Below are 24,011 nucleotides of genomic sequence, written 5' to 3'. Positions count from 1 at the left end.
CTGTATAACTGTCTATTTATGATAGGGGTGATTCTTGAGGATACTCCAGGCACGATAGACCTGTTCAGCAACAACGACCCTGACCAGGGGGTGAGGTAACGTCAATGGCGATAACGACCATCTGAGATCGGCCCGGGCCATCACACTGGGATGAAGCCCTTCTGGCCCTCCGACCATGAGGCTGACATTACGGCCAGAATGCATCCACCCTCCCATATTGTCTGCCAGTTTATCCGTCGACCAGGGCTTCCCTGTGATTTCCATGGTCACTATCAGGTCACCCTGGCCGACTGTACTCAGCATTTGTCCAGCTTCTTTTTCCTGCAGGCGACTGATGTCAGCACCCTTGCCGCGCCGGTTCAACGGAATCTCAATCAGATCCAGTTTGAGGTCAGAACCCAGGCGACGACTGTATTCCCTGTAGCCCTCATCAACCCAGGGTGGCATTTTCGAGCCAACGGAGATCAGACGAACACGCATCAGGACTGCTCTGTAGCCCGCTGTTCCTCGCTGGCCTCCCAGAGGCGTTCAAGATCATAGAATGCACGGGTAGCTGGCATCATAACATGCACTACAACGTCACCCATGTCGACCAAAACCCATTCGGATTTCTCCTGACCTTCTGTACCCAGTGGACGAACACCATTTTGCTTGCACTTATCGATTACATTGTCTGCTACAGACTTCACATGACGGTTGGAAGTACCGCTGGCGATAATCATGTAATCGGTCACGCTGGTCAGCCCGGAAACATCAAGAGAGGTAATGTCGTTACCTTTCATTTCTTCAATAGCATCAATGACCAGTTGCTTCAGTTGTTCAGATTGCATATATCTCTTTAGAACTCGATAAAAAACCAAAAGCCTGACCATGAATTGTACAGGCTTTTGTCATAATTGTTTGCTGATTAAGTACCTAAGTACCTAACCAGTGATTATTATGTACCATAATTAACCGCCACCTTGAGTGATGGCAATTCGTTATTTCCGGATATGACCATCGCCTAATACTACATATTTCCGGGATGTCAGCCCCTCCAGCCCCACAGGACCACGGGCATGAATTTTGTCCGTTGAAATACCAATCTCAGCACCCAGCCCATACTCAAAGCCGTCCGCAAACCGGGTAGAGGCATTGATCATAACAGAGCTGGAGTCTACTTCTCTCAGGAAGTCCCGGCCCCGGGTATAACTCTCGGTGATGATCGCATCGGTATGATGAGAGCCATAGCGATTAATATGCTCGATAGCTTCATTCATATCAGCGACCAACTTAATGGATAGCACCGGTGCCAGATACTCTGTCTGCCAGTCTTCTTCGGTGGCGGCCAAAGCATCCGGAACCTCGTCACAAACCTCTGCACAGCCTCTGAGCTCAACCCCCAATTTCCGCAAGCGCTGAGCCAGTTCCGGCAGTATATCGGCTGCAACAGCCCTGTTTATCAGCAGGGTCTCCATGGCATTGCATACACCATAGCGGTGGGTTTTGGCATTCACAGCAATGGCCAGTGCTTTCTCCCGATCTGCCAGATCATCAATATAAACATGGCAAATGCCATCCAGGTGCTTGATAACAGGCACCCTGGCATCACGACTGATACGTTCGATCAGACCTTTGCCACCCCTTGGAACGATGACATCTACATATTCGGGCATACTGATCAGAGTTCCCACTGCTTCACGGTCAGTGGTCTCTACCACCTGAACCGCTGCTTCTGGCAAGCCAGCCGATACCAGGCCCTTCTGAATGCATTGGGCAATCGCCTTGTTAGAAGCAATTGACTCACTGCCTCCACGCAGAATCACAGCATTACCGGATTTCAGACAGAGACTGGCAGCCTCAATGGTTACGTTGGGTCGAGACTCATAGATAATGCCTATAACCCCCAAAGGGACTCGCATTTTACCCACCTGAATACCACTGGGTACATATTTGAGGTCATCAATCGTACCCACTGGATCAGGCAACGAAGCCACCTGATTCAGGTTCTCGATCATGGTATCAATGCGGGCATCTGTCAGTTCCAGGCGATCCAGCAATGCTGCATCCAGCCCTCGCCCCCGCCCGTTTTCCAGGTCCACAGCGTTAGCTTCACGCAGTAGCGGTCGAGTTGCTTCCAGCTCAGTGGCGATCGCCAGCAGAGCTCTGTTTTTCAGGCCAGTATCCGCTTTGGCTACTTGTGCACTGGCTTCCCGGGCCTTTTTGCCCAGTTCATGCATGTACTCTGTTACCTGTTCAGTCACTGCGTGCTCCTTGTTCAGCCGGGCATTATAACCTGCCGACGGTTATACAGGAATGCTGCTATGCCTGCATAGTTCCTCTGGACAGCAAAGTACCTCTGGACAGCAAAGTACCCCTGGACAGCAAACTTTCTGAATTTTACCCAGCGTCGCCCGATAGCATAGCCTTTGCTGCTAAGTGCGATCGAAGCAGCTTTAATCCTGAATGCAAATTGATTGGAATCAGGATGCTACGTGATCCCATAGCCTGAGGTGTGGGAAAAGCAGAGTTGTGAAGCTCTCCCAACGAGTTGTCGCAGTGCAAATGTCTGCTATCTTGATGGCTTCAGACAGAGGGAGTATGAAGTATCAAAACTATTCTCATATTATTTGCACTATTTATACAGCCTGCTTTACCAGATACAGTCTTATGTGAACTGAGGGTCTTTCATCAAGTGAGGGAAAAACACTATATCCTTCGACATATTCAGAAAGAAACGGGTAAATATCTATGGACCCGGTCATATCCCGATGGCCGACACTATTGCATACCATCGTATGTTTCCCCCTTGATCGGAGGTTATATTTTTGTATGTTTCGATGATAACTGCATTTATTATGAAGTCCTCTCGCATAATTGCCCGACCGAAGGCTCATATTCTCCTCCTGCTCACCCATCATTTGGTTGCCATTTAAGAGATGGAGCGAGGGGAGTCAGGCAATCGGCATTGTAAACTCAAAAATAGTGCCGCCCTCAGGGTGACGATTGAACGTCAGTCGTCCACCATGTGATTGAATAATGGAGTGGCAAACGGTCAGACCGATCCCCATACCATCTGACTTGGTGGTGTAGAAAGGCGTGAACAGTTTTTCTTCTGCATCAGCAGCCAGTCCATAACCCCGGTCAATGACGGATACCTTGACGAACCGATCATCGATCTGCTCTGCCTTAACCCAGACACCTATGTCCCGGGTGTCCTGATCTCTCATGGCTTCCATACCATTGCGAATCAGGTTCAAAGCCACCTGCTGAATCTGCACCGGGTCCACTTTCACCTCTGGCAGGTTCTGAGCCACCTCAGTATGAATTTCCATACTGTTATTTCGAGCATCCACCTCAGCCAGCTTGACGGTATCGCTAATCAGCTTGATCGGATCGACACAACCCAGAACGTGATCAGGCTTTTTAACAAATGAGCGAATGCGGGCAATGATCTCACCGGCACGACGGGCCTGAATATTAATTTTGTCCATAGCCTCATAAAGCGAATCGTAAACATCGTCGTCTTTATGTTCCAGCCTGACCATCATGCGCTTGGCTACCTGAGCGTAGTTGGAAATTGCGGTCAGAGGCTGGTTCACTTCATGGGCAAAACCTGCGGCCATCTCTCCCATGATACTCAAACGGGAAACATGGGTCAGTTTTTCCTTCTGGGTCTCCAGTTCGTCCAGAGCCTTCTGCAACGCTGCCTGTCCACGCTTTTTGCTGCTGATGTCAGTAAAGACCACCACTGCACCGCTGGGCTGTCCCTCTTCCATAATGGGAGTGCATGAATAACTGACCGGGAATGATGAGCCCTCTTTATGCCAGAAGAGTGCATCGTCCACCCTTATGCTGACCCCTTTACTCAATGCCTCCTGAATAGGAGCCAGATGCAGACTGCGTGCTTCCTCTCCGGCTTCATCCAGCATCAGTTCAATCAGGCTACGACCGATGAGGGTGTCCATGGGCCAGCCCGTCATAATGGAAGCGGCTGCATTGGCAAAGGTGATTCGCCCCCTGCTGTCCAGCCCAAAGATACCTTCGTTCATGCTTTCCAGAATACGGGCCTTGTCAGCTTCAAGCTGTCGATTGCGGGCAGAAAGCGCCTGCTCCAGTCGATGTATCTTGAGCTGGGTTTCTACCCGGGCAATCACTTCTTCGGCCTGAAAAGGTTTGGAGATAAAGTCAACGGCACCCGTTTCCAAACCTCGAACCTTGTCCTTGGTGTCATCAAGGGCTGATAGAAAAATCACGGTAATATTGCTGGTAGCCGGATCTTCTTTCAGCTGACGGCACACTTCATAGCCGTCCATGCCTGGCATCATGATATCCAGCAAAACCAGCGCTGGCTTGGCCTTGTGAGCAATCCTCACAGCACTTTCACCGTTTTTCGCAATAAGAAGCTTGTAGCCTCGTCCACTGAGGGTCTGCAGCAGCACCTGCAAGTTGGTAGGGTTGTCATCCACCAGGAGAATGCGTTCTACATCATCAACCGTTTCCGGAGGAGTGTCTGCCACGTACATAGTTTTCGCCAATTCGTTAGTCACAGCTGGAAAAAGCATAGTCGAAGAAGTGCGCCATTCTGACAGAATTTGCCCTGCAGGGCATGGGATCTTTACATACTTAACGATGTGTTTTTTTGCGTTTTTACGGCGCTCAACCAAGAGACCGACAGAGAATAGCGCGTCCGGGCGACCCCCTAGGAGCCTAAGTTCGATAAGCCCCCGGGGCCTTGATAGGTATCAGTCCGTCAGCTTCTCCTGATAATCACATTTATTCACTTTATCTGCTGCAGGAATGAGTTCACCATCCTCGTCGAGATCAGCAGGCTTGCGTTTTCGATCTCTTCTGTTGTGATCCGACAGGTCTTGAGGTTTTTTGCGGACTATCACGGACGCTCGTTGCTGGCCATCCTCGATTACGCCTGGGTTAGGGTCTTGTTGCTTCTTGTGGGCACTTCTTTTGTGAGACCACAGGCTTTGAGCATTCTTATAGACTTTCCCGCATGGCTGCTGCTGACCATCAGCGCAGACCACAGTCACGTCACAGTTTTTCTGTCCGGTGTGGCATTTATTTTTGTGACTCGTCAGGGCTATCGCACTCTTAAAGACCTTCCTGCATGACTGCTGCTGGCCATCCTCCCCGGTCACGGTTGAGTCACAGATTTTTTCGCCGCTGTGGCATGTGCTTTTGTGTATCGACAGAGCTTTAGCATTCTTGCTGAGCTGCCCGCATAGCCGCTGCTGACCATCCTCTCCGACCAGGATCAATGCACAGATTCGCTGCTCGCTGTGGCATTTGCTTTTGTGATATATAAGGGCCCTGTGATTCTTGCAGAACGTCCCGCATGGCCGCAGCTGACCATCCTCCCCGAACACAATCAACTCACAGACTTGCCCGCTGTGGTAGTTTCTTTTATGGTCTGACAGAGCTCCGGCACTCTTACAGACCTTCCCGCATCGTCGCTGCCCGTCATCCTCCTCAAACATGATTATCTCACAAGTTTTTTGCCCGGAGTGTTTTCCTCTTTTATGGTTCACCAAGGCTCTGGCATTGTTGCAGAGCTTCCCGCATGGCCGCTGCCGACCATCCTCCCCGACCACGAGCACTTCACAGGTTTGTTGCCCGCTGTGGTAACTTCTTTTGTGCTTTGACACGGCTACAGCATTCTTGCAGTGATTGCTGCATGGCCGCAACTGACCCTCCTCCCCGACCACGACCACTTTACAGGCTCGTTTTCTGGAGTGTTCTTGTCTTTTGTGATACTTCAGTTTTTTTGTATTTGTGAAGAGCCTCCCACATGACCGCTGCTGGCCGTCCTCCGCAACCACAACCACATCACAGGTTCGTTCCCCGGAGTGTTCTTCTCTTTTGTGATATTCCAGGCAGTTAGTATTCATGAAGAGCTTCCCGCATGGCCGCTGCTGACCGTCCTCCCCGAATACGATCACTTCACAGTTTTTTTGCCCTTTGTGGTATTTACTTTTGTGATCCGACAGGGCGCCAGCATTCTTGCAAATCTTTCCGCATCGCCGCTGCTGGCCGTCCTCCCCGACTTCGATCTGATCACAGGTTTTTTGCCCGGTGTGGAATGTGCGTTTGTGATTCACCAGGGATCCAGCATTCTTGTAGACCATCCCGCATGGCCCCTGCTGGCCGTCCTCCCTCATTACGGTCAAGTCACAGACTTTTGGCCCGGTGTGGCATCGTCTTTTGTGACTCGACAGGCTTATGGCATTCTTAAAGACCTTACCACATGGCTGCTGCTCGCCGCCCTTCAGGACCACGGTCAACTCACAGATTTTTTGACCACTGTCGGCTTTAGCTTGTAGTGCGCCTGTCAGGGAAAGATGAGCTTGACTTTGATCCAACTGGGATGACTTAAAGGTGGTTTGCTGTGTTTCTGAAGAATTAAGCGTAAAGGCAAGTTCGTGTTCTCCAAGAAGACGCTGCAGATCAAGTGACCCATTAGTGGCCGTTAAATCATCGGCAATGGAAGACAAATACCCGAGCATTTGCACATCATCATCGAGTGACTCAGTAGCGTCAATGGCATTCTGGATTAAGTCTGCAAAATGACCATCAATGTCATCAAATTGTGGATCAGAATCGAATGGAAGCTGAATGTCAGAAAAATCATTGAATGTTCTGAAAAGAGGGTTTTGACGGGACTCCATAGCTTTTGCAGGATCAAAATGCCCCATGCAACCTGAGCAGTGTCCGGTAGCCAAGTGAGGGCATGAGCTTTTCAGGGTATTCAGGGGCCATTCAGCAGGCTCACTGCTACCAGATAAGGGGTGCAATTGACAAAAGCCATAACAGGGATGGACGAAACAATTTAAACCCAAGGTGTGCAGGTGTTGCTGGTCGCCTCCGTTTCCGCCGTTATAGTCATTATTCAGAGGGCTGATAAAAGAGCTCATAAGTGGCAGAGTGGCTTTTGGGGCTGGCTGGCTGGATGATTCTGACGACTGATATTGCGGTGAGTTCTCTCCGGAGCCAAACGCTGCAGTGATGGTTGCAAACCGGTGATCACCCTCTGTCATTACAGATGTCACCTGTTGTTCAATCATGCCAAACAGTCGTGTATCGGGATTCCAATAGTTTTTTAAAAACCAGGCAACAGCGACAAGCACTTCTGAAGGAAGCGATAAATAAGGAGTGGTGATTCTGGTTGCCACTTTTGTGGTCACGCTCATTTCGTAAGCAATAAGCAGATTTGTAGCGTAAAGCCATTGCCACGAAATCGACTCAATGATGGTTTTTTCTATTCCACAACCAGGTGACCTATTTCGCTTTTTACAAGGCGGCAAATATGATTGTCCGTAGTCGTTTATATGGGCAATATCTGATGGGTTGCCCGACAACGTATGCCAGTCAGATTTTATAGAAAAGTTTTGTTTTGGGGAACCTGCATTCTGTTCAAGCTCGACAATAAAACGTCTTGTCAACGATCCGGCCTGACAGATGACAGACAACGACAGCAGCAGTAACAGCAGTGCCACAAAGAGTGAGTGTTTAATAATTCTATCCTTGCATTCCGGTTTACAGAGAGGAAGGATAGATCAAGAAAACAAGCCTGTTTTCTGTCAAAACGCTCAAAAATCATACTCCTGGCGGCAGAAGGTAAAACTGATAATGCCACTCGTTGGAGTACTCGTTCTATGACTGCTGTCAGCGATGGCGGTGAAGCCAGCGTTCGACCAATCTGGAAGGCAAATGACCTCTTGAAGAGACGTTCAAAGTCTCTTTCTTACCTGATCAACTTGTCAGGTCGCTGATAACCTGACCAAAAAGACGGCTGCCAGGACGTTGAAAGGTATTAGTCCGCCAGCTTCTCCTGGTAATCACACTTATTCACTTTATTTCCCGGAGGACTGAGTTCCTCGTCCAGATCAGCAGGCTTGCGTTTTCGATCTCTTCTTTTGTGATCCGACAGGGCTTTAGCGTTCTTGCAGACTTTCCTGCATGGCCGCTGCTGACTATCCGCCCCTAACACAGTCACTTCACAGGTTTGTTGCCCTCTGTGGTTTTTACTTTTGTGATTCGACAGGGCTTTAGCATTCTTGCAGACCTTCCCGCATGGTCGCTGCTGGCCATCCTCAGCAAACATGATCACTGTACAGGTTTGTTGCCCTCTGTGGTATTTACTTTTGTGATCCGACAGGGCTTTAGCACTCTTGACGAGCTTCCCGCATGACCGCTGCTGGCCATCCTCGCCGATCAGGATCACTCCACAGGTTCGTTGCCCGGAGTGTTCTCTACTTTTGTGATTCGATAAGGCTCCAGGGCTCTTGAAGACCTTCTCGCATGGCCGCTGCTGGCCGTCCTCCCCGACCACTCTCAGGTAACAGGTTTTTTGACCGCGGTGGTATTTGCTTTTGTGATTCGACAGGGCTCTGGCACTCTTAAAGACCTTCTCGCATGGCCGCTGCTGGCCTTCCTCCCCGACCACGGTCAACTGACAGACTTTTTGCCCGGTGTGGCATTTGCTTTTGTGATTCGCCAGGGATCTGGCGTTCTTGTAGACTGTCCCACACGGTCGTTGCTGGCCGTTCTGCCCGACCACGGTCAACTCACAGGTTTTTTGACTAGTGTCGGTTTTAGCTTGTACTGCGCCTGTTCGGGAAAGATGAGGTTGGCGATCCAATTGGGATGATCTGGAGATGCTTTGCTCTGTCTCTGAAGGGTTAAGCGTAAAGGTAGGCTCGTCTTCTTTGAGAAGACGCTGTAGATCAAGTGACCCATTAACGACCGAAAAATCATCAGCAATAGAAAACAGATGCCCGGGCATTGGCACATCATCATTGAGTGACCGGTTAGCGTCAATGGTATTCTGGATCAAGTCTATAAGGTGACCATCAATGCCATCAGAGGGTAGCTCAGACTCGAACGGGAACTGAATGTCAGAAAGATCATGCAATGTATTGAAAAAAGGGTTTTGATGGGACTCCAAAGCATATGCAGGATCAAAATGCCTCATGCAACTTGAGCAGTGTCCGGTAGCCAGGTGAACGCATGAGCTTGCCAGAGTATTCAGGGGCCATTCAGCGGGCTCACTGCTCTCGGACAAGGGGAGCAATTGACAAAATCCATGACAAGGATGAATGAAACAATTTAAACCCAAAGTGTGCAGGTGTTGCTGATCGCCTCCGTTGCCACCGCTGTAGTCATTATTCAGGGGTCTAATAAAAGAGCTTATAGACGGCAGGGTGGCTTTTGAGGCTGGCTGGCCGGATGGTTCTGACGACTGATATTGCGGTGAGCTCTCTCCGGAGCCAAACACTGCAGTGATGGTTACAAACGGATGATCCCCCACTGTCATTATAGATGTCACTTGTTGTTCAATCTTGCTAAACAGCCGTGTATCGGGCTTGCAATAGTTTTTTAAAAACCAGGCAACAGCGACAAGTACTTCTAAAGGAAGCCATAAATAAGGAGTTGCGATCTTGGGTCCCACTTTTGTGGTCACGAACAGTTCGTAAGCAATCAGCAGATTCGAAGCGTAAAGCCACTGCCACGAAATTGACTCGATGATGGTCTTTTCTATTCCATAATCAGGTGATCTATGTCGTTTTTTATCAGGTAGCAAATCTGGTTGTTCATAGTCGTTTATGTGGGCAATATCTGATGGGTTGCCCAACAACGTATGCCCGCCAGGTTTTATAGAAAAGTTTTGTTTTGGTGAACCTCCATCCTGTTCAAGCTCGACAATAAAACGTCTTGTCAACGATCCTGCCGGACAGATGACAGACAACGACAGTAGCAGTAACAGCAATGCCGCAAAGAGTGAGTGTTTAATAATTCTATCTCTGCATTACGGTTTACAGAGAGGAAGAATAGATCAGGAAAATAAACCTGGTTTCTGCATAAACGCTCAGACATCATACTCCTGTGCCCATTGGAAATCTTACTCGGAATAGCGCGTCTAGGCGACCCCGTCTAGGCGACCCCGTCTAGGCGACCCCGTCCAGGCGACCCCGTCCAGGCGACCCCGTCCAGGCCGACCCCGCATAGGTGACGCTTAAAGCTGATAAGCTCCCGGGGCGCTGACAGGTATCAGTCCGTCAGCTTCCTCTGGTAATCACACTTATTCACTTTATCTACAGAAGGACTGAGATCATCGTCCTAGTCCAGATCAGCAGACTTGCGTTTTCGACCTCTCCTTTTGTAATCCGACAGACATCGTGGATAGTAGCAGACCGTCGCGTATGGTCGTTGCTGGCCAACAGTTACTTTAGGGTTTTGTTGCTCGCTCTGGTCGTTTCTTTTGTGATTCAACAGAGCTTTAGCATTCTTGCAGTCTCTCCCCCATGGCTGCTGCTAACCATCCGCCCCGACTACGATCACATTGCTGGTTCGTTGTCGGCTGTGGTATGTTTTTTTGTGATATATCAGGGCCTTAGCATTCTTGCAGAGCTTCCCGCATGGCCGCCTCTGACCATCCACCCCGAACACGATCACTTTACAGGTTTGTTGCCCGCTGTGGTATTTACTTTTGTGGTCCGAGAGGGCGTTAATACTCTTAAGGACCTTACCGCATGGTCGCTGCTGGCCACCCTTCGCAAACAAGATCACTTCACAGGTTTGTTGCCCGGTGTGTTGGCCTCTTCTATGAGTCACCAGGGCTTTAGCATTCTTGCAGAGCTTCCCGCATGGCCGTTGCTGACCATCCTCCCCGACCACCATCACTTTGCAGGCTTGTTGCCCGCTGTGGTATTTGCTTTTGTGATCCGACAGGGCAGCAGCGCTCTTGAAGACCCTTCCGCATGGCCGCTGCTGACCACCCTCCCCACCCACGATCACTGTACAGGTTCGTTGCCCGGAGTGTTCTCTTCTTTTGTGATTTGCCAGGATTATAGCATTCTTGCAGATTTTCCCGCATGGCCCCTGCCGACCATCCTTCCCGAACACAATCACTTCACAGGTTTGTTGCCCTCTGTGGTATTTACTTTTGTGATCTATCAGGGCTTTAGCATTCTTGCAAAGCTTTCCGCATGGCCGCTGCTGACTGCCCTCCCCGAAAACGATCTCTTCACAGGTTCGTTGCCCAGTGTGGTATTTACTTTTGTGATCCGTCAGGGCTTTAGCATTCTTGCAAAGCTTTCCGCATGGCCGCTGCTGGCCGCCCTCCCCGACTTCGGTCAGGTCACAGACTTTTTGCCCGGTGTGGTATGAGCTTTTGTGATTTGCCAGGGCTCCAGTACTCTTCAAGACCTTCCCGCATGGCCGCTGCTGGCCGTCCTCCCCGACCACGGTCAGGCTACAGATTCTTTGACTGGTGTGGTATTTGCGTTTGTGATCCGACAGAGCTCTGGCACTCTTAAAGCCCCTCCGGCATGGCCGCTGTTGGCCGTCCTTACCGACCACGACCACCTCACAGGTTTCTTGACCGCTGTCGGCTTTAGCTTCTGCTGTACCTGTCCGGAAAAGATGAAATGGTTTCTGATTCAATAGGGACGACTTAGAGGTGGTTTGTTGTGTTTCTGAAGGGCTAAGCGTAAAGGCAACCTCGTCTTCTTTGAGAAAACGCTGTAGATCGAGTGACTTATTAATGACCGCAAAATCATCAGCAATAGAAGACAAGTGCCCGACCATTGGCACATCACCATTGAGTGACCCGGTAGCGTCAATGGTATTCTGGATTAAGCCTGTAAGTTGACCATCAAATAGTGGATCAGAATCGAATGGGAGCTGAATGTCAGAAAGATCATTCAATGTTTTGAAAAGAGGGTTTTGACTGGAATCCCCAGCATATGCTTTATCAAAATGCCTCATGCAACTTGAACAGTATCCAATAGCGACGTGAACGCATGCGCTTTCCAGGGTATTCCGGGGCCATTCAGCAGGCTCACTGCTACCGGATACGGTGTACAATTGACAAAAGCCATGACAGGGATAGACGAAACAATTTAAACCCAAAGTGTGCAGCTGTTGCTGATGGCCTCCGTTTCCCCCGTTATAGTCATTATTCAGGGGGCTAATAAAAGAGCTCATAAGCGACAGGGTGGCTTTTGAGGCTGGCTGACTGGATGATTCTGACGACTGGTATCCTGGTGAGTTCTCTGTGGAGCCAAACACTGCGGTGATGGTTGCAAACCGGTGATCCACCCGTGTCATCATAGATGTTGCCTGTTGTTCGATCGGGCCAGACAGCCGCATATCAGGCCTCCAATAGTTTTTTAAAAGCCAGGCAACCGCGACAAGCGCTTCCAAAGGCAGCCATAAATAAGGGTCGGTGTTCATGGGAGCCACTTTTGTGGTAACGAACAGTTCGTAAGCAATCAGCAGACTCGAAGCATAAAGCCATTGCCAGGAAATCGACTCAATGATGGTCTTTTCTGGTCCATAACCAGATGAACTATGTCGTTTTTTATCAGGTGGCAAATCTGCTTCTGCATAGTCGTTTGTGTGGGCAATATCTGATGGGGTGGCCGACAACGTATGCCAGTCGGGTTTTATAGAAAAGTTTTGTTTTGGGGAGCCTGCATCTCGTTCAAACTCGACAATAAAGCGTCTTGTCAACGAACCGGCCTGACAGATAACAGACAACGACAGTAGCAGTGACAGCAGTGCTGCAAAGAGTGAGGGCTTAATAATTCTATCTCTGTATTCCTGTTTACAGAGAGGAAGCATAGATCAAGAAAATAAACCTGTTTTCTGCTGAAACGCTCAAAAAATCATACTCCTGTGCCCCCCGGGAGTCTGACTGGGAATAGTGCATCCAGGCAACCCCATCCAGGCGACCACAGAGGACGCTTAAGCCCGATAAGCTCCAGGGGCGTTCAGGTATCAATCCGTCAGCTTCCCCTGATAATCACGCTTACTCACTTTACCTCCCGGAGGACTGAGTTCAGCGTCCTCGCCCAAAGCAGGCTGGCGTTTTCGATCTCTTCTTTTGTGATACGACAGGGTTTGAGGTTTTTTGCAGGCGAACCCGGACGACCGTTGCTGGCCATCCTCGATTAAGGTCAGGTTACGGTTTTGTTTCTCTTTGTGGGCCTTTCTTTTGTGATGCCACATGACTCTGGCATTCTTGCAGAGTTTCCCGCATGGCTGCTGCTGACCATCCGCACCGACCACGATCACTTTACAGCTTCGTTGCCCGCTGTGGTATTTGCTTTTGTGCTCTGACAAGGCTAGAGCACTCTTATAGACCTTCCCGCATGATCGCTGCTGGCCATCCTCCCCGAATACCATCACTTTGCAGCTTTGTTGCCCGCTGTGGTATTTTCTTTTGTGATCCGACAGGGCTCCAGCGCTCTTGAAGACCTTCCCGCATGGTCGCTGCTGACCATCCTCAGCAAACATGATCACTTCACAGGTTTGTTGCCCTCTGTGGTATTTACTTTTGTGATCCGACAGGGCTTTAGCATTCTTGTAGAGCTTCCCGCATGGCCGCTGTTGACCATCCTCCCCGAACACGATCACTTTACAAGTTTGTTGCCCGGAGTGTTTTCCTCTTCTGTGGTTTGCCAGGACTATAGAATTCTTGCAGAGTTTCCCGCATGGCTGCAGCTGACCATCCTCCCCGGCCACCATCACCTCACAGGTTTGTAGCACGGAGTGTTCTTCTCTTTTGTGATCTATCAGGGTTCTGGCATTCTCGAAGAGCTCACCGCACGGCCGCTGCTGACCATCCTCTCCGAACACGATCACTTCGCAGGTTCGTTGCCCTCTGTGGTATTTATTTTTGTGATCCGACAGAGCTCTAAAACTCTTGGCGGGCTTCCCGCATGGCCGCTGCTGGCCATCCTCCCCGACCAGGATCACTTCACAGATTCGTTGCCCTGAGTGTTCTCCACTTTTTTTGTGATTCGATAAGGCTCCTGCGTTCTTGAAGATCTTCCCGCATGGCCGCTGCTGGCCGTCCTCCCCGACCACTTCCAGGTAACAGTTTTTTTGACCGCGGTGGTATTTGCTTTTGTGATTCGACAGGGCTCCGGCACTCTTAAAGACCTTCCTGCATGGCCGCTGCTGGCCGTCCTCCCCAACCAGGGTCAGCTCACAGACTTTTTGCCCGGTGTGGCATTTGCTTTTGTGATTCGCCAGGTATCTGGCATTCTTGTAGACCATGCCACACGGCCGTTGCAGGCCGTCCTGTCCGACCACGGTCAACTCACAGGTTTTTTGACTAGTGTCGGCTTTGGCTTGTACTGCACCTGTTCGGGAAAGATGAGGTTGGCGATCCAATTGGGACGACTTGGAGGTGGTTTGTTGTGTCTCTAAAGGGTTAAGCGTAAAGGCAACCTCGTCTTCTTTCAGAAGACGCTGTTGATCGAGCGACCTATTAATGACCGCAAAATCATCAGCAATAGAAGACAAGTGCCCGACCATTGGCACATCATCATTGAGTGACCCGGTAGCGTCAATGGTATTCTGGATTAAGCCTGTAAGGTGACCATCAAATAGTGGATCAGAATCGAATGGGAGCTGAATGTCAGAAAGATCATTCAATGTTTTGAAAAGAGGGTTTTGACGGGACTCCCCAGCATATGCTGGATCAAAATGCCTCATGCAACTTGAACAGTATCCAATAGCCACGTGAACGCATGCGCTTTCCAGGGTATTCCGGGGCCATTCAGCAGGCTCACTGCTACCGGATACGGTGTACAATCGACAAAAGCCATGACAGGGATGGACGAAACAATTTAAACCCAAAGTGTGCAGCTGTTGCTGATGGCCTCCGTTTCCCCCGTTATAGTCATTATTCAGGGGGCTAATAAAAGAGCTCATAAGCGACAGTGTGGCTTTTGGGGCTGGCTGACTGGATGATTCTGACGACTGGTATCCCGGTGAGTTCTCTGTGGAGCCAAACACTGCGGTGATGGTTGCAAACCGGTGATCCCCCCGTGTCAACATAGATGTCGCCTGTTGTTCAATTGGGCTAAACAGCTGTGTATCGGGCTTCCAATAGTTTTTTAAAAGCCAGCCAACAGCGAAGGGCACTTCCGAAGGCAGCCATAAATAAGGCTCGCCACTCATGGGGGTCACTTTTGTGGTAACAAACAGTTCGTAAGCAATCAGCAGATTCGAAGCGTAAAGCCATTGCCACGAAATCGACTCAAAGATGGTCTTTTCTATTCCATAACCAGATGAACTATGTCGTTTTTTATCAGGTGGCAAATCTGGTTCTGCATTGTCGGTTATGTGGGCAATATCTGATGGGGTGGCCGAAAACGTACGCCAGTCACGTGTTATAGAAAAGTTTTGTTTTGGGGAGTCAGCACCCCATTCAAGCTCGACAATAAAAAGTCTTGTCAATGATCCGGCCTGACAGATGACAGATATTGACAATAGCAGTAAGAGCAGTGCCGCAAAGGGTGAGTGCTTAATAATTCTATCTCTGCATTCCGGTTTACAGAAAGGAAGGATAGATCAAGAAAATAAACATGTTTTCTGCCAAAACGCTCAAAAATCATACTCCTGTGCCCCCTGGGAGTATGACTGGGAATAGCGCATCTAGGCGACCCCATCCAGGCGACCACAGAGGACGCTTAAGCCCGATAAGCTCCAGAGGCGTTCAGGTATCAGTCCGTCATCTTCCCCTGATAATCACGCTTATTCACTTTACCTCCCGGAGGACTGAGTTCATCGTCCTCGCCCAAAGCAGGCTTGCGTTTTCGATCTCTTCTTTTGTTGTAGGAAAGGGTTTGAGGTTTTTTGCAGGCCGTCCCAGACGACAGCTGCTGGCCATCCTCCCCGAACACGATCACTTCACAGGTTCGTTGCCCGGAGTGTTCTCTTCTTTTGTGATATAACAGGCTGTTAGCATTCATGAAGGGTTTCCCGCATTGTCGCCGCTGACCATCCTCCCCGACCACGATCATTGCACAAGCTTTTTGCCCTCTGTGGTATTTACCTTTGTGATCCGCCAGGGCTTTAGCATTCTGGCAAAGCTTTCCACATGGCCGCTGCTGGCCGTCCTTCGCGACTTTGGTCAGATCACAGACTTTTTGCCCGGTGTGGCATTTGATTTTGTGATTCGCCAGGGCGCCAGCATTCTTGTTAACCATCCCGCACGGCCGCTGCTGGCCGTCCTCCCCGACAACGGTCAGGTCACAGGTTTTTTGCCCCGTGTGGTATCTGCTTTTGTGATTCTCCAGTGATCCAGCATTCTTGAAGACCATCCCGCATGGCCTCTGCTGGCCGTCCTTGCGGACTTCGATCAGATCACAGACTTTTTGCCCGGTGTGGCATTTGCTTTTGTGACTCCACAGGGCTCGAGCATTCTTATAGACCTTCTCGCATGGCCGCTGCTGGCCGTCCTCCCCGACCACGGTCAGGTCACAGGTTTTTTGCCCCGTGTGGTATCTGCTTTTGTGATTCTCCAGTGATCCAACATTCTTGAAGACCATCCCGCATGGCCGCTGCTCACCGTCTTTCCCGACCACGCTCAGACCGCAGACTTTTTGCCCTGTGTGGCACTTGCTTTTGTGATTCCCCAGAGCTCGAACACTCTTAAAGACCTTCCCGCATGGCCGCTGCTGGCCGTCCTTCCCTGACACGATCACTTCACAGGTTTTCTGGGCGCTGTCAGCTTTAGCTTGCGCTGCGTCTGTCCGGGAAAGATGAGGTAGGCTCTGATCCAATCGGGATGACTTAGAGGTGGTTTGTTGTGTTTCTGAATGTTTAAGCTTAAAGGCAGGCTCATCTTCTTTAGGAAGACGCTGTAGATCGAGTGACCTATTAATGATCGCAAAATCATCAGCACTGGAAGACAGATGCCCGGGCGCTGGCACATCATCATTGAGTAACCCGTTAGCGTCAATGGTATTCTGGACTAAGCCTGTAAGGTGATCATCAATGCCTTCAAATGTTGGCTCAAACTCGAACGGGAGGTGAATATCAGAAAGATCATGCAATGTATTGAAAAAAGGATTTTGACAGGACTCCTCAACATATGCAGGATCAAAATGCTTCATGCAACCTGGGCAGTGTCCAGTAGCCAGGTGGACGCATGAGCTTTTCAGGGTATTCAGGGGCCATTCAGCGGGCTTACCGAAGGATAAGGGTTGCAATTGACAAAAGCCATAACAGGGATGAATGAAACAATTTAAACCCAAAGTGTGCAGGTGTTGCTGATCGCCTCCGTTTCCGCCGCTATAGTCATCATTCAGAGGGTTAATAAAAGAGCTTATAAGCGTTAGGGTGGCTTTTGGGGCTTGCTGACTGGATGATTCTGACGACTGGTATTGTAGTGAGTTCTCTCCAGAGCCAAACACTGCGGTGATGGTTGCAAACCGGTACTCCCAACGTGTCAGCATAATAGATGCCGCCTGTTGTTCAATCGGGCTAAAAAGCCGTATATCGCGCCTCCAATAGTTTTTTAAAAGCCAGGCAACAGCGACAGACACTTCCAAAGACAGCCATAAATAAAGGGCGGCGCTCATGGGAGCCACCTTTGTGGTAACGAACAGTTCGTAAGCAATCAACAGATTCGAAGCGTAAAGCCATTGCCACGAAATCGACTCAATGATGGTCTTTTCTATGACATAACCATATAAACTGTGTCGTTTTTTAACAGGTGGCAAATCTGGTTCTGAATAGTCGTTTATGAGGGCAACATCTGGTGGGTTGCCCGACAACGTACGCCAGTCACGTTTTATAGAAAAGTTTTGTTTTGGCGAGTCTGCATCCCGTTCAAGCTCGACAATTAAGCGTCTTGTCAACGATCCGGCCTGACAGATGACAGACAACGACAGTAGCAGTGCCAACAGTGCCGCAAAGGGTGAGTGTTTAATAATTCTATCTCTGCATTCCGGTTTACAGAGAGGAAGGATAGATCAAGAAAATAAATATGTTTTCTGTCAAAAGCCTCAAAAATCCTGCTCCTATGCTTACTGGCAGTCTGACAAAAAATAGCGCATCCAGGCGACCCCGTCTAGGCGACCCCGTCTAGGCGACCCCGTCCAGGCGACCCCGTCTAGGCGACCCCGTGCAGAGGACACTTAAGTCCGATAAGCTCCCGGAGCGTTGATAGATATCAGTCCGTCAGCTTCCCCTGGTAACCACACTTATTCACTTTATCTGCAGGAGGACTGAGTTCATCGTCCTCGCCCACAGGATGCTTGCGTTTTCGATCTCTTCTTTTGTGATTTGATAGAACTTGAGGTTTTTTGCAGACCGTCTGTCGACCATCCTCGATTACGGTTAGCTGGCAGTGTTGTTGCTTGCTGTGGACTTTTGTTTTGTGATTCGACAGGGCTTTAGCATTCTTGCAGACTTTCCTGCATGGTCGCTGCTGGCCATCCTTCCCTATCACGGTTGAGTCACAGGTTTGTTCCCCGGTGTGGCATATGCTTTTGTGTATCGACAGGGCATGAGCATTGATGCAGAGCTGCCCGCATGGTCGCTGCTGACCATCCTCGCTGAACACGTTCACCGTACAGGATTCTTGCCTGCTGTGGTGTTTAATTTTGTGATATCTCAGTGCTCTGGCATTCTTGCAGAGCCGCCCGCATGGCCGCTGCTGACCATCATCCCCGAGCAGGTTCACTTTACAGGCTTCTTGCCCGCTGTGGTAATTACTTTTGTGGTCTAACAGGGCTACGGTATTCTTACAGACCTTCCCGCATGGTCGCTGCTGACCATCCTCCCCGACCATAATCAAGACACAGGTTTTTTGCCCGGTGTGCCATGTGTTTTTGTGATTCGACAGGGTCTTAACATTCTTGCAGAGCTTCCCGCATGGCCGCTGTTGACCATCCTCCCCGACCACGGTCACTTTACAGATTTGTTGCCCTCTGTGGTATTCACTTTTATGGCTCGACAGGACTCCAGCATTCTTACAGACCTTCCCGCATGGTCGCTGCTGACCATCCTCCCCGACTACAGTCACTTCACAGGTTTGTTGCACGCTGTGGTATTTAGTTTTGTGATAAGTCAGTGCACTGGCATTCTTGCAGAGCCACCCGCATGGCCGCTGCTGACCACCCTCCACGAACACGATCACTTTACAGGTTTGTTGCCCGCTGTGGCATTTACTTTTGTGGCCCCAGAGGGCTTTAATGTTCTTAAGAACCTTACCGCATGGTCGCTGCTGGCCATCCTCCCCGACCACGCTCTGACCACAGACTTTTTGCCCGGTATGGTATTTGCTCTTGTGATTCGCCAGGGCTCCATCACTCTTAAAGAACTTCCCGCATGGCCGCTGCTGGCCGTCCTCCCCGACCACGGTCAACTCACAGGCTTTTTGAGCTCTTTCGGCTTTAGCCTTTACTGCGCCTGTCCGGGAAAGATGAGGTTGGCTTTGCGCCAATTGGGATGACTCAGCGGTGGTTTGTTGTATTTCTGAAGGGCTAAGCGTAAAGGCCTGCTCGTCTTCTTTGAAAAGATGCTCTAGATCGAGTGACCCATTAATGACCGCAATATCATCGGCAATGGAAGACAGATGCCCGAGCATTGGCACATCATCATTGAGTGACCCGGGAGCGTCAATGGCATCATGGATTAAGTCTGTGAGGTTACCATCACTGCCACCAAATAGTGGATCAGAATCCAATAGGAGCTGAATGTCAGAAAGTTCATGCAATGTATTGATAAGAGGGTTTTGACGGAACTCCGCAGCATATTCAGGATCAAAATGCCTCATACAACTTGAGCAGTGTCCAGTAGTCTGGTGAACGCATGAGCTTTCCATGGTATTCAGGGGCCATTCAGCGGGCCTGCTGCTACTGGACAAGGGCTGCAATTGACAAAAGCCATGACAGGGATGAATAAAACAATTTAAACCCAGGGTGTGCTGGTGTTGCTGATTGCCTCCGTTTCCGCCGCTATAGTCATTATTCAGGGGTCCATTAAAAGAGCTTATAGGCGACAGGGTGGCTTTTGGGGCTGGCTGGCTGGATGATTCTGACGACTGGTATTGAGGTGAGTTCCCTGTAGAGCCAAACACTGCGGTGATGGTTGCAAACAGGTGATCCTCTCGTATCAACATAGATGTCGCCTGTTGCTCAATTTGGCTAAACAGCTGTGTATTGGGCTTCCAATAGATTTTTAAAAGCCAGGCAACAGCGAAAGGCACTTCCAAAGGCAGCCATAAATAAGGCTCGTCACTCATGAGGGTCACTTTTGTGATAACAAACAGTTCATAAGCAATCAGCAGATTCGAAGCGTAAAGCCATTGCCACGAAATCGACTCAATGACGGTCTTTTCTATTCCATAACCAGATGAACTATGTCGTTTTTTATCAGGTGACAAATCGGGTTCTGCATAGTCGTTTATGTGGACAATATCTGATGGGTTACCTGGCAACGTATGCCAGTCACGTTTTATAGAAAAGTTTTGTTCTGGGGAGCCTGCATCCCGTTCAAGCTCAACAACAAAACGTCTTGTCAACGATCCGGCCTGACAGATAACAGACAACGACAGTAGCAGTGACAGCAGTGTCGCAAAGGGTGAGTGTTTAATAATTCTATCCCTGCATTCCGGTTTACAGAGAGGAAGGATAGATCAGGAAAACAAACATGTTTTCTGACAAAACACTCAAACGCCTGTGCCCCTGGACAGCTATTCGTGCTTCAATAGCCTTTTAATCATTAAGCCTGTGATATTGGAATCCAAGTATGAAAGTACTGGTCATCGGTCAAACCGGTCAGGTCGGCCATGAAGTCTGCAAAAGACTGACAGAGAAAGGTATTCCCTGGCACGCGCCGGACAGAACGGAACTGGACTTATCCAGGCCCGATCAGATTCAGAGCTGTCTCAACCACCACCAGCCAGATCTGGTCATCAATGCTGCGGCCTATAACAATCCGGTCAAGGCCGAGAATGAGCCTTCCCGCTGTTTCAGTATCAACAGAGACGCCGTTGCAGAATTGGCAGACTGCTGCCAGCGTCAAGGCATTATTCTGTTTCAGCTGTCAAGTTACAGGGTATTTGACGGTACCAAGCAGGAACCTTATAACGAAAAAGATCCTACCAACCCCATCGGTGTTCTCGGTAACAGCAGGCTTCAGGCGGAGCAACAAATCCGTGAACGCTGTGAGCGGCATATCATTCTGCGTCTGTCGTGGATCATCAGTGCGCGTCGTCCCAACATGCTTAGAAGACTGGCGGAACAGATGCTGGTTAACAAGGAAGTCTATGTAACTCCGGACCAGCTGGGTTGCCCGACACCGGCTGACGATGCTGCCCGGATTATTATCGCCATGGTTCAACAACTCGATTGTGGCGCCCAGACCTGGGGCACTTACCACTACTCCACCACAGAGTCAGTTTCTGAAAGCAACTTCGCCGAAATTCTTATTGCTGAGGCTTCCCAGCATCGCGACCTGAGCGTCCGAAAGCTGATCATGGCCAACATCGAATCCAGGGAAGGCATCAAACCTCCCGCCAATGGCACCCTATCTTCCAATAAGGTGCTGAACACTTTTGGCGTACATGCCCGCCCATGGAGAAGTGCTGTGGCCCGTATTGTCCGTGAAGTATGTGAGCTGACATCTTATCCACCGTAAACGACGGGGGATTGAAAAATAGCACAAGAGGCTTGCCCTGCAAGCCGGGCTTGCTGGTTTCAAAGTTGTTAGGTCGTTAAAGGTAATCGGGCCTTTCATTCTTTTCCATTTTTTCATCATCGCCTTTACCTTATCATCAAACCCGACGTTTTCAGCATCAATATCTCTTAGCTGTTTTTCACTAAGAACACCGGTATTTTTGGCAAATTTTTGTCAATCAATGCCTGGCTTAGAACCAATACTCAGGAGTTCATCCTCTGCAACGGTAGAATCCAAAGTTAGATGTGCGGTGGCGTATGCAACGGCTTGGGTTGACGGAACAGTTTCGGGATCTGATAGCTCATTAGATAGTTCTCTGGGAACCATACCAAAGATCAAAAACATACTATGTATAAATTTGTCTTTTTTTTCTGGCTCAGCAGCTTCCAGAAGCTTAACAAGCTGTTCGTTGGCTTTAATGCTAAAGTTTTCTAAAAGCTCAAGTTGCTCACTGGGTACACCTTCAGCAAAACTGACATGCTCAGGAAACATATCTCTTAAACGCTGTCCGTGCATTGATCTTATAAGAACCATTGCAGTATACATAGCTTCAACATCTATAAAATCATCATTTTCATCGCTAGTAACTCTTAACCCCGTAAAATGAAGTGTTTCACTGGCATGTCTACCTAAATATTTCCTGTTATATCGAGTAATAAAAGAATATCGACCAAAACTCGCACAGCCCCACATAATAATTCCTGATAAGTTCTCATAATCCATATCCGTATCCGGAAGACCAAAACCATACTTGGCATAAACATCTCTGGCTAATTTATTTAGCATTGCTATTGTTACAAACCTTGATGGGACTTTTTCATCGTTTAGCCACAAACTCGCTTCAGAAAATATTTCAAAGATAAAATTAATTAATTCTGATTTCTCTCTCTGATCTAATCCGGAATAAAAAACTTTGCCCGGGTCATCAGAAGCCAAAAGATTATTAGTCGTCAAGTAGTTCAGCAATTCGTTTGTGAATTGTTTCCAACTGGTTTCGTTCTCAAACTCATCCCTGTTAATAGCAAGTGCTTTGACAATTCTTGTCACCTCTACATAATCTTCAATTCCCTGGGATTTTGCCAATTCACCGACTTCTGAAACAAGGTGGTAAAGACACATACTGCCATTTAAAAATTTAACCCATTTCGAATGAAATTTACTTAGCGCATTTTTATCTGATACAAAACTTTGCGTTAAAAGTCTATAAAGTTCCGGGAGCTTATAGTTATCATTAATGCGAAAACAATCATCTCTCTGCCTTCCATCTGAATCCAACGTTTTGAACCATTCAAATACGTAGATTGCTGAAGGATCAGCCTCTTCTGTGCCTGACACAGGTTCTTCACTGTCTTGTCCTGTTGCAGCAGACAGCTCTTCCGTCGATTCCTGCTCAGCGAAAATGTTTCCTGACCCAGGTACTTCCTTATCCTGCCCTGTTGCAGGGAGCTGTTCTTTAGTCGGTTCCTGCTCAAGTTCACTGGATTCACGATCCAGACATTCTTTGCATTTATCGAAGGCAAGTACAGGTTTATTACAAATCAGGCATAAACCATTGTCTGATGACCCACCTGACCCATCATCTCCATCACTCTCACTGCCACTGCGGCTGCCTCGATTTTGACGACCATACTCTCGTTGATACTGGGCGTAAGAGGGTGGTCCAACGTTGGCCGTTTGCTTTCCAGCCTGAGTGGTTCCTCCAGAATGGCCGATCCCTGTAGGGACGTAGCCCGGAAAAACGGACACGCTGAGTAATTGTTTGGGACTGAAAATGAACTCTTGCTGCGCATAACGACGGTAGTCTGCTGTTTGTAACGGTTGTGACAGGTTACTGTTCTGGTAATGATCAAATACGGCCTCCGGATTATCGGGATTTCTGGACAATGCCAGAAAAAGCCCTGAACTCCTTTCAAGATTTGCACCTCTTATTTTATCCCAAAGTTCCTGCGAAATAATGATTGCCTGCTCATTCCAACCCTGCTTTATTTTGAGCACAATCCGGGTATCCCAAATCTGTTTTTTTACGGTCTGGCCGTCAGTGCCGGGTATCAGGGTCATTCTGCTGACATGCTCACTGGTCCATTCAAAGGAGTAAAGAGGGCCCATCCCACTGCCCGGCCTTTTTTTGAATAAATCGTCTAAATCATCGTTGCCGCCAACACCGCCACCACCAGAGCTTGTATAGGGTTTGCTGTTATCGGCAGTATCAGCGGCTCCGGGTATACCACTGAAACGGCTGCTGACGTCAGAATGACCAGGCCCATTTTTTACAGCTTGTTTATTGCGGTAAAAAATATCGACAAATGATGTTTTTTTGTTAGCTGACGTATTAATGCCCGATGACGAAGGTAAAGCAGCGCTTTCTGAAAAAAGACCGCTGCATTGCGGTTCTATAACCCATCCATTCTCGTTATCTTCAATGGTCAAAACCAACGATTGATGACCAGCCGGTAAACGCCATCTGACCGAGTACTCATGCTGCCAGCGAACACTGTCAGGTGTCGATGCAACCCGTATCACGCTCCCATTTT

Annotated in this window: 12 protein-coding genes; 1 reads left to right on the top strand and 11 read right to left on the bottom strand. The window is 49.1% G+C overall.

What is annotated here, in order from left to right; all coding sequences use genetic code 11:
- Nucleotides 1-12: 12 nt before the first annotated feature.
- The 10 genes from rlmH to ACO6VG_RS11895 all read right to left on the bottom strand — a co-directional run bounded on the left by rlmH (nucleotide 13) and on the right by ACO6VG_RS11895 (nucleotide 20,350).
- Nucleotides 13-480 (bottom strand): 23S rRNA (pseudouridine(1915)-N(3))-methyltransferase RlmH, encoded by a 468-nt coding sequence (gene rlmH, locus ACO6VG_RS11940; protein ID WP_422132481.1) that lies wholly within the window; start codon nucleotides 478-480, stop codon nucleotides 13-15.
- Nucleotides 480-830 (bottom strand): ribosome silencing factor, encoded by a 351-nt coding sequence (gene rsfS / locus ACO6VG_RS11935; protein ID WP_422137175.1) that lies wholly within the window; start codon nucleotides 828-830, stop codon nucleotides 480-482. The genes rlmH and rsfS overlap by 1 nt, the downstream gene beginning before the upstream one ends.
- 150 nt (nucleotides 831-980) lie before the next feature.
- On the bottom strand, nucleotides 981-2,243 hold the full coding sequence (locus tag ACO6VG_RS11930; RefSeq protein ID WP_422474074.1) for a glutamate-5-semialdehyde dehydrogenase: 1,263 nt from the start codon (nucleotides 2,241-2,243) through the stop codon (nucleotides 981-983).
- 690 nt (nucleotides 2,244-2,933) lie between these two features.
- The gene (locus ACO6VG_RS11925; RefSeq protein WP_422132478.1) at nucleotides 2,934-4,544 is read right to left on the bottom strand and encodes a response regulator; all 1,611 of its coding nucleotides are present in this window, start codon (nucleotides 4,542-4,544) and stop codon (nucleotides 2,934-2,936) included.
- A gap of 180 nt (nucleotides 4,545-4,724) precedes the next feature.
- Complete coding sequence (locus ACO6VG_RS11920) at nucleotides 4,725-7,487, bottom strand: hypothetical protein (RefSeq protein WP_422474072.1); 2,763 nt, start codon at nucleotides 7,485-7,487, stop codon at nucleotides 4,725-4,727.
- A gap of 317 nt (nucleotides 7,488-7,804) precedes the next feature.
- The gene (locus ACO6VG_RS11915) at nucleotides 7,805-9,712 is read right to left on the bottom strand and encodes a hypothetical protein (RefSeq protein ID WP_422474070.1); all 1,908 of its coding nucleotides are present in this window, start codon (nucleotides 9,710-9,712) and stop codon (nucleotides 7,805-7,807) included.
- A 593-nt stretch (nucleotides 9,713-10,305) separates the two neighbouring features.
- A complete protein-coding gene (locus ACO6VG_RS11910; protein WP_422474068.1) occupies nucleotides 10,306-12,618 on the bottom strand; it encodes a hypothetical protein in 2,313 nt (770 codons plus the stop codon).
- Nucleotides 12,619-12,774: 156 nt separating this feature from the next.
- Nucleotides 12,775-15,246 carry a hypothetical protein gene (locus ACO6VG_RS11905; RefSeq protein ID WP_422474067.1) on the bottom strand — a complete coding sequence of 824 codons (2,472 nt, stop codon included), beginning with the start codon at nucleotides 15,244-15,246 and terminating at the stop codon, nucleotides 12,775-12,777.
- A gap of 266 nt (nucleotides 15,247-15,512) precedes the next feature.
- The gene (locus ACO6VG_RS11900; RefSeq protein ID WP_422474065.1) at nucleotides 15,513-17,699 is read right to left on the bottom strand and encodes a hypothetical protein; all 2,187 of its coding nucleotides are present in this window, start codon (nucleotides 17,697-17,699) and stop codon (nucleotides 15,513-15,515) included.
- Between the two features lie 269 nt (nucleotides 17,700-17,968).
- The gene (locus ACO6VG_RS11895; RefSeq protein WP_422474063.1) at nucleotides 17,969-20,350 is read right to left on the bottom strand and encodes a hypothetical protein; all 2,382 of its coding nucleotides are present in this window, start codon (nucleotides 20,348-20,350) and stop codon (nucleotides 17,969-17,971) included.
- 200 nt (nucleotides 20,351-20,550) lie between these two features.
- Here ACO6VG_RS11895 and ACO6VG_RS11890 point away from each other — a divergent pair, with 200 nt between their 5' ends.
- Nucleotides 20,551-21,441 (top strand): SDR family oxidoreductase, encoded by an 891-nt coding sequence (locus ACO6VG_RS11890; RefSeq protein ID WP_422132471.1) that lies wholly within the window; start codon nucleotides 20,551-20,553, stop codon nucleotides 21,439-21,441.
- A gap of 213 nt (nucleotides 21,442-21,654) precedes the next feature.
- On the opposite strand, the gene ACO6VG_RS11885 is transcribed toward ACO6VG_RS11890, so the two are convergent.
- Nucleotides 21,655-23,907, bottom strand: coding sequence for a hypothetical protein (locus ACO6VG_RS11885; RefSeq protein WP_422474061.1), 2,253 nt, complete (start codon nucleotides 23,905-23,907; stop codon nucleotides 21,655-21,657).
- Nucleotides 23,908-24,011: the final 104 nt, after the last annotated feature.

The organism is Endozoicomonas sp. ALB032 (genome assembly GCF_049310125.1).
Lineage (GTDB): Bacteria > Pseudomonadota > Gammaproteobacteria > Pseudomonadales > Endozoicomonadaceae > Endozoicomonas_A.
Note: the sequence above shows the minus strand (reverse complement) of the source record. Positions and strands in the feature narration are given on the sequence as shown.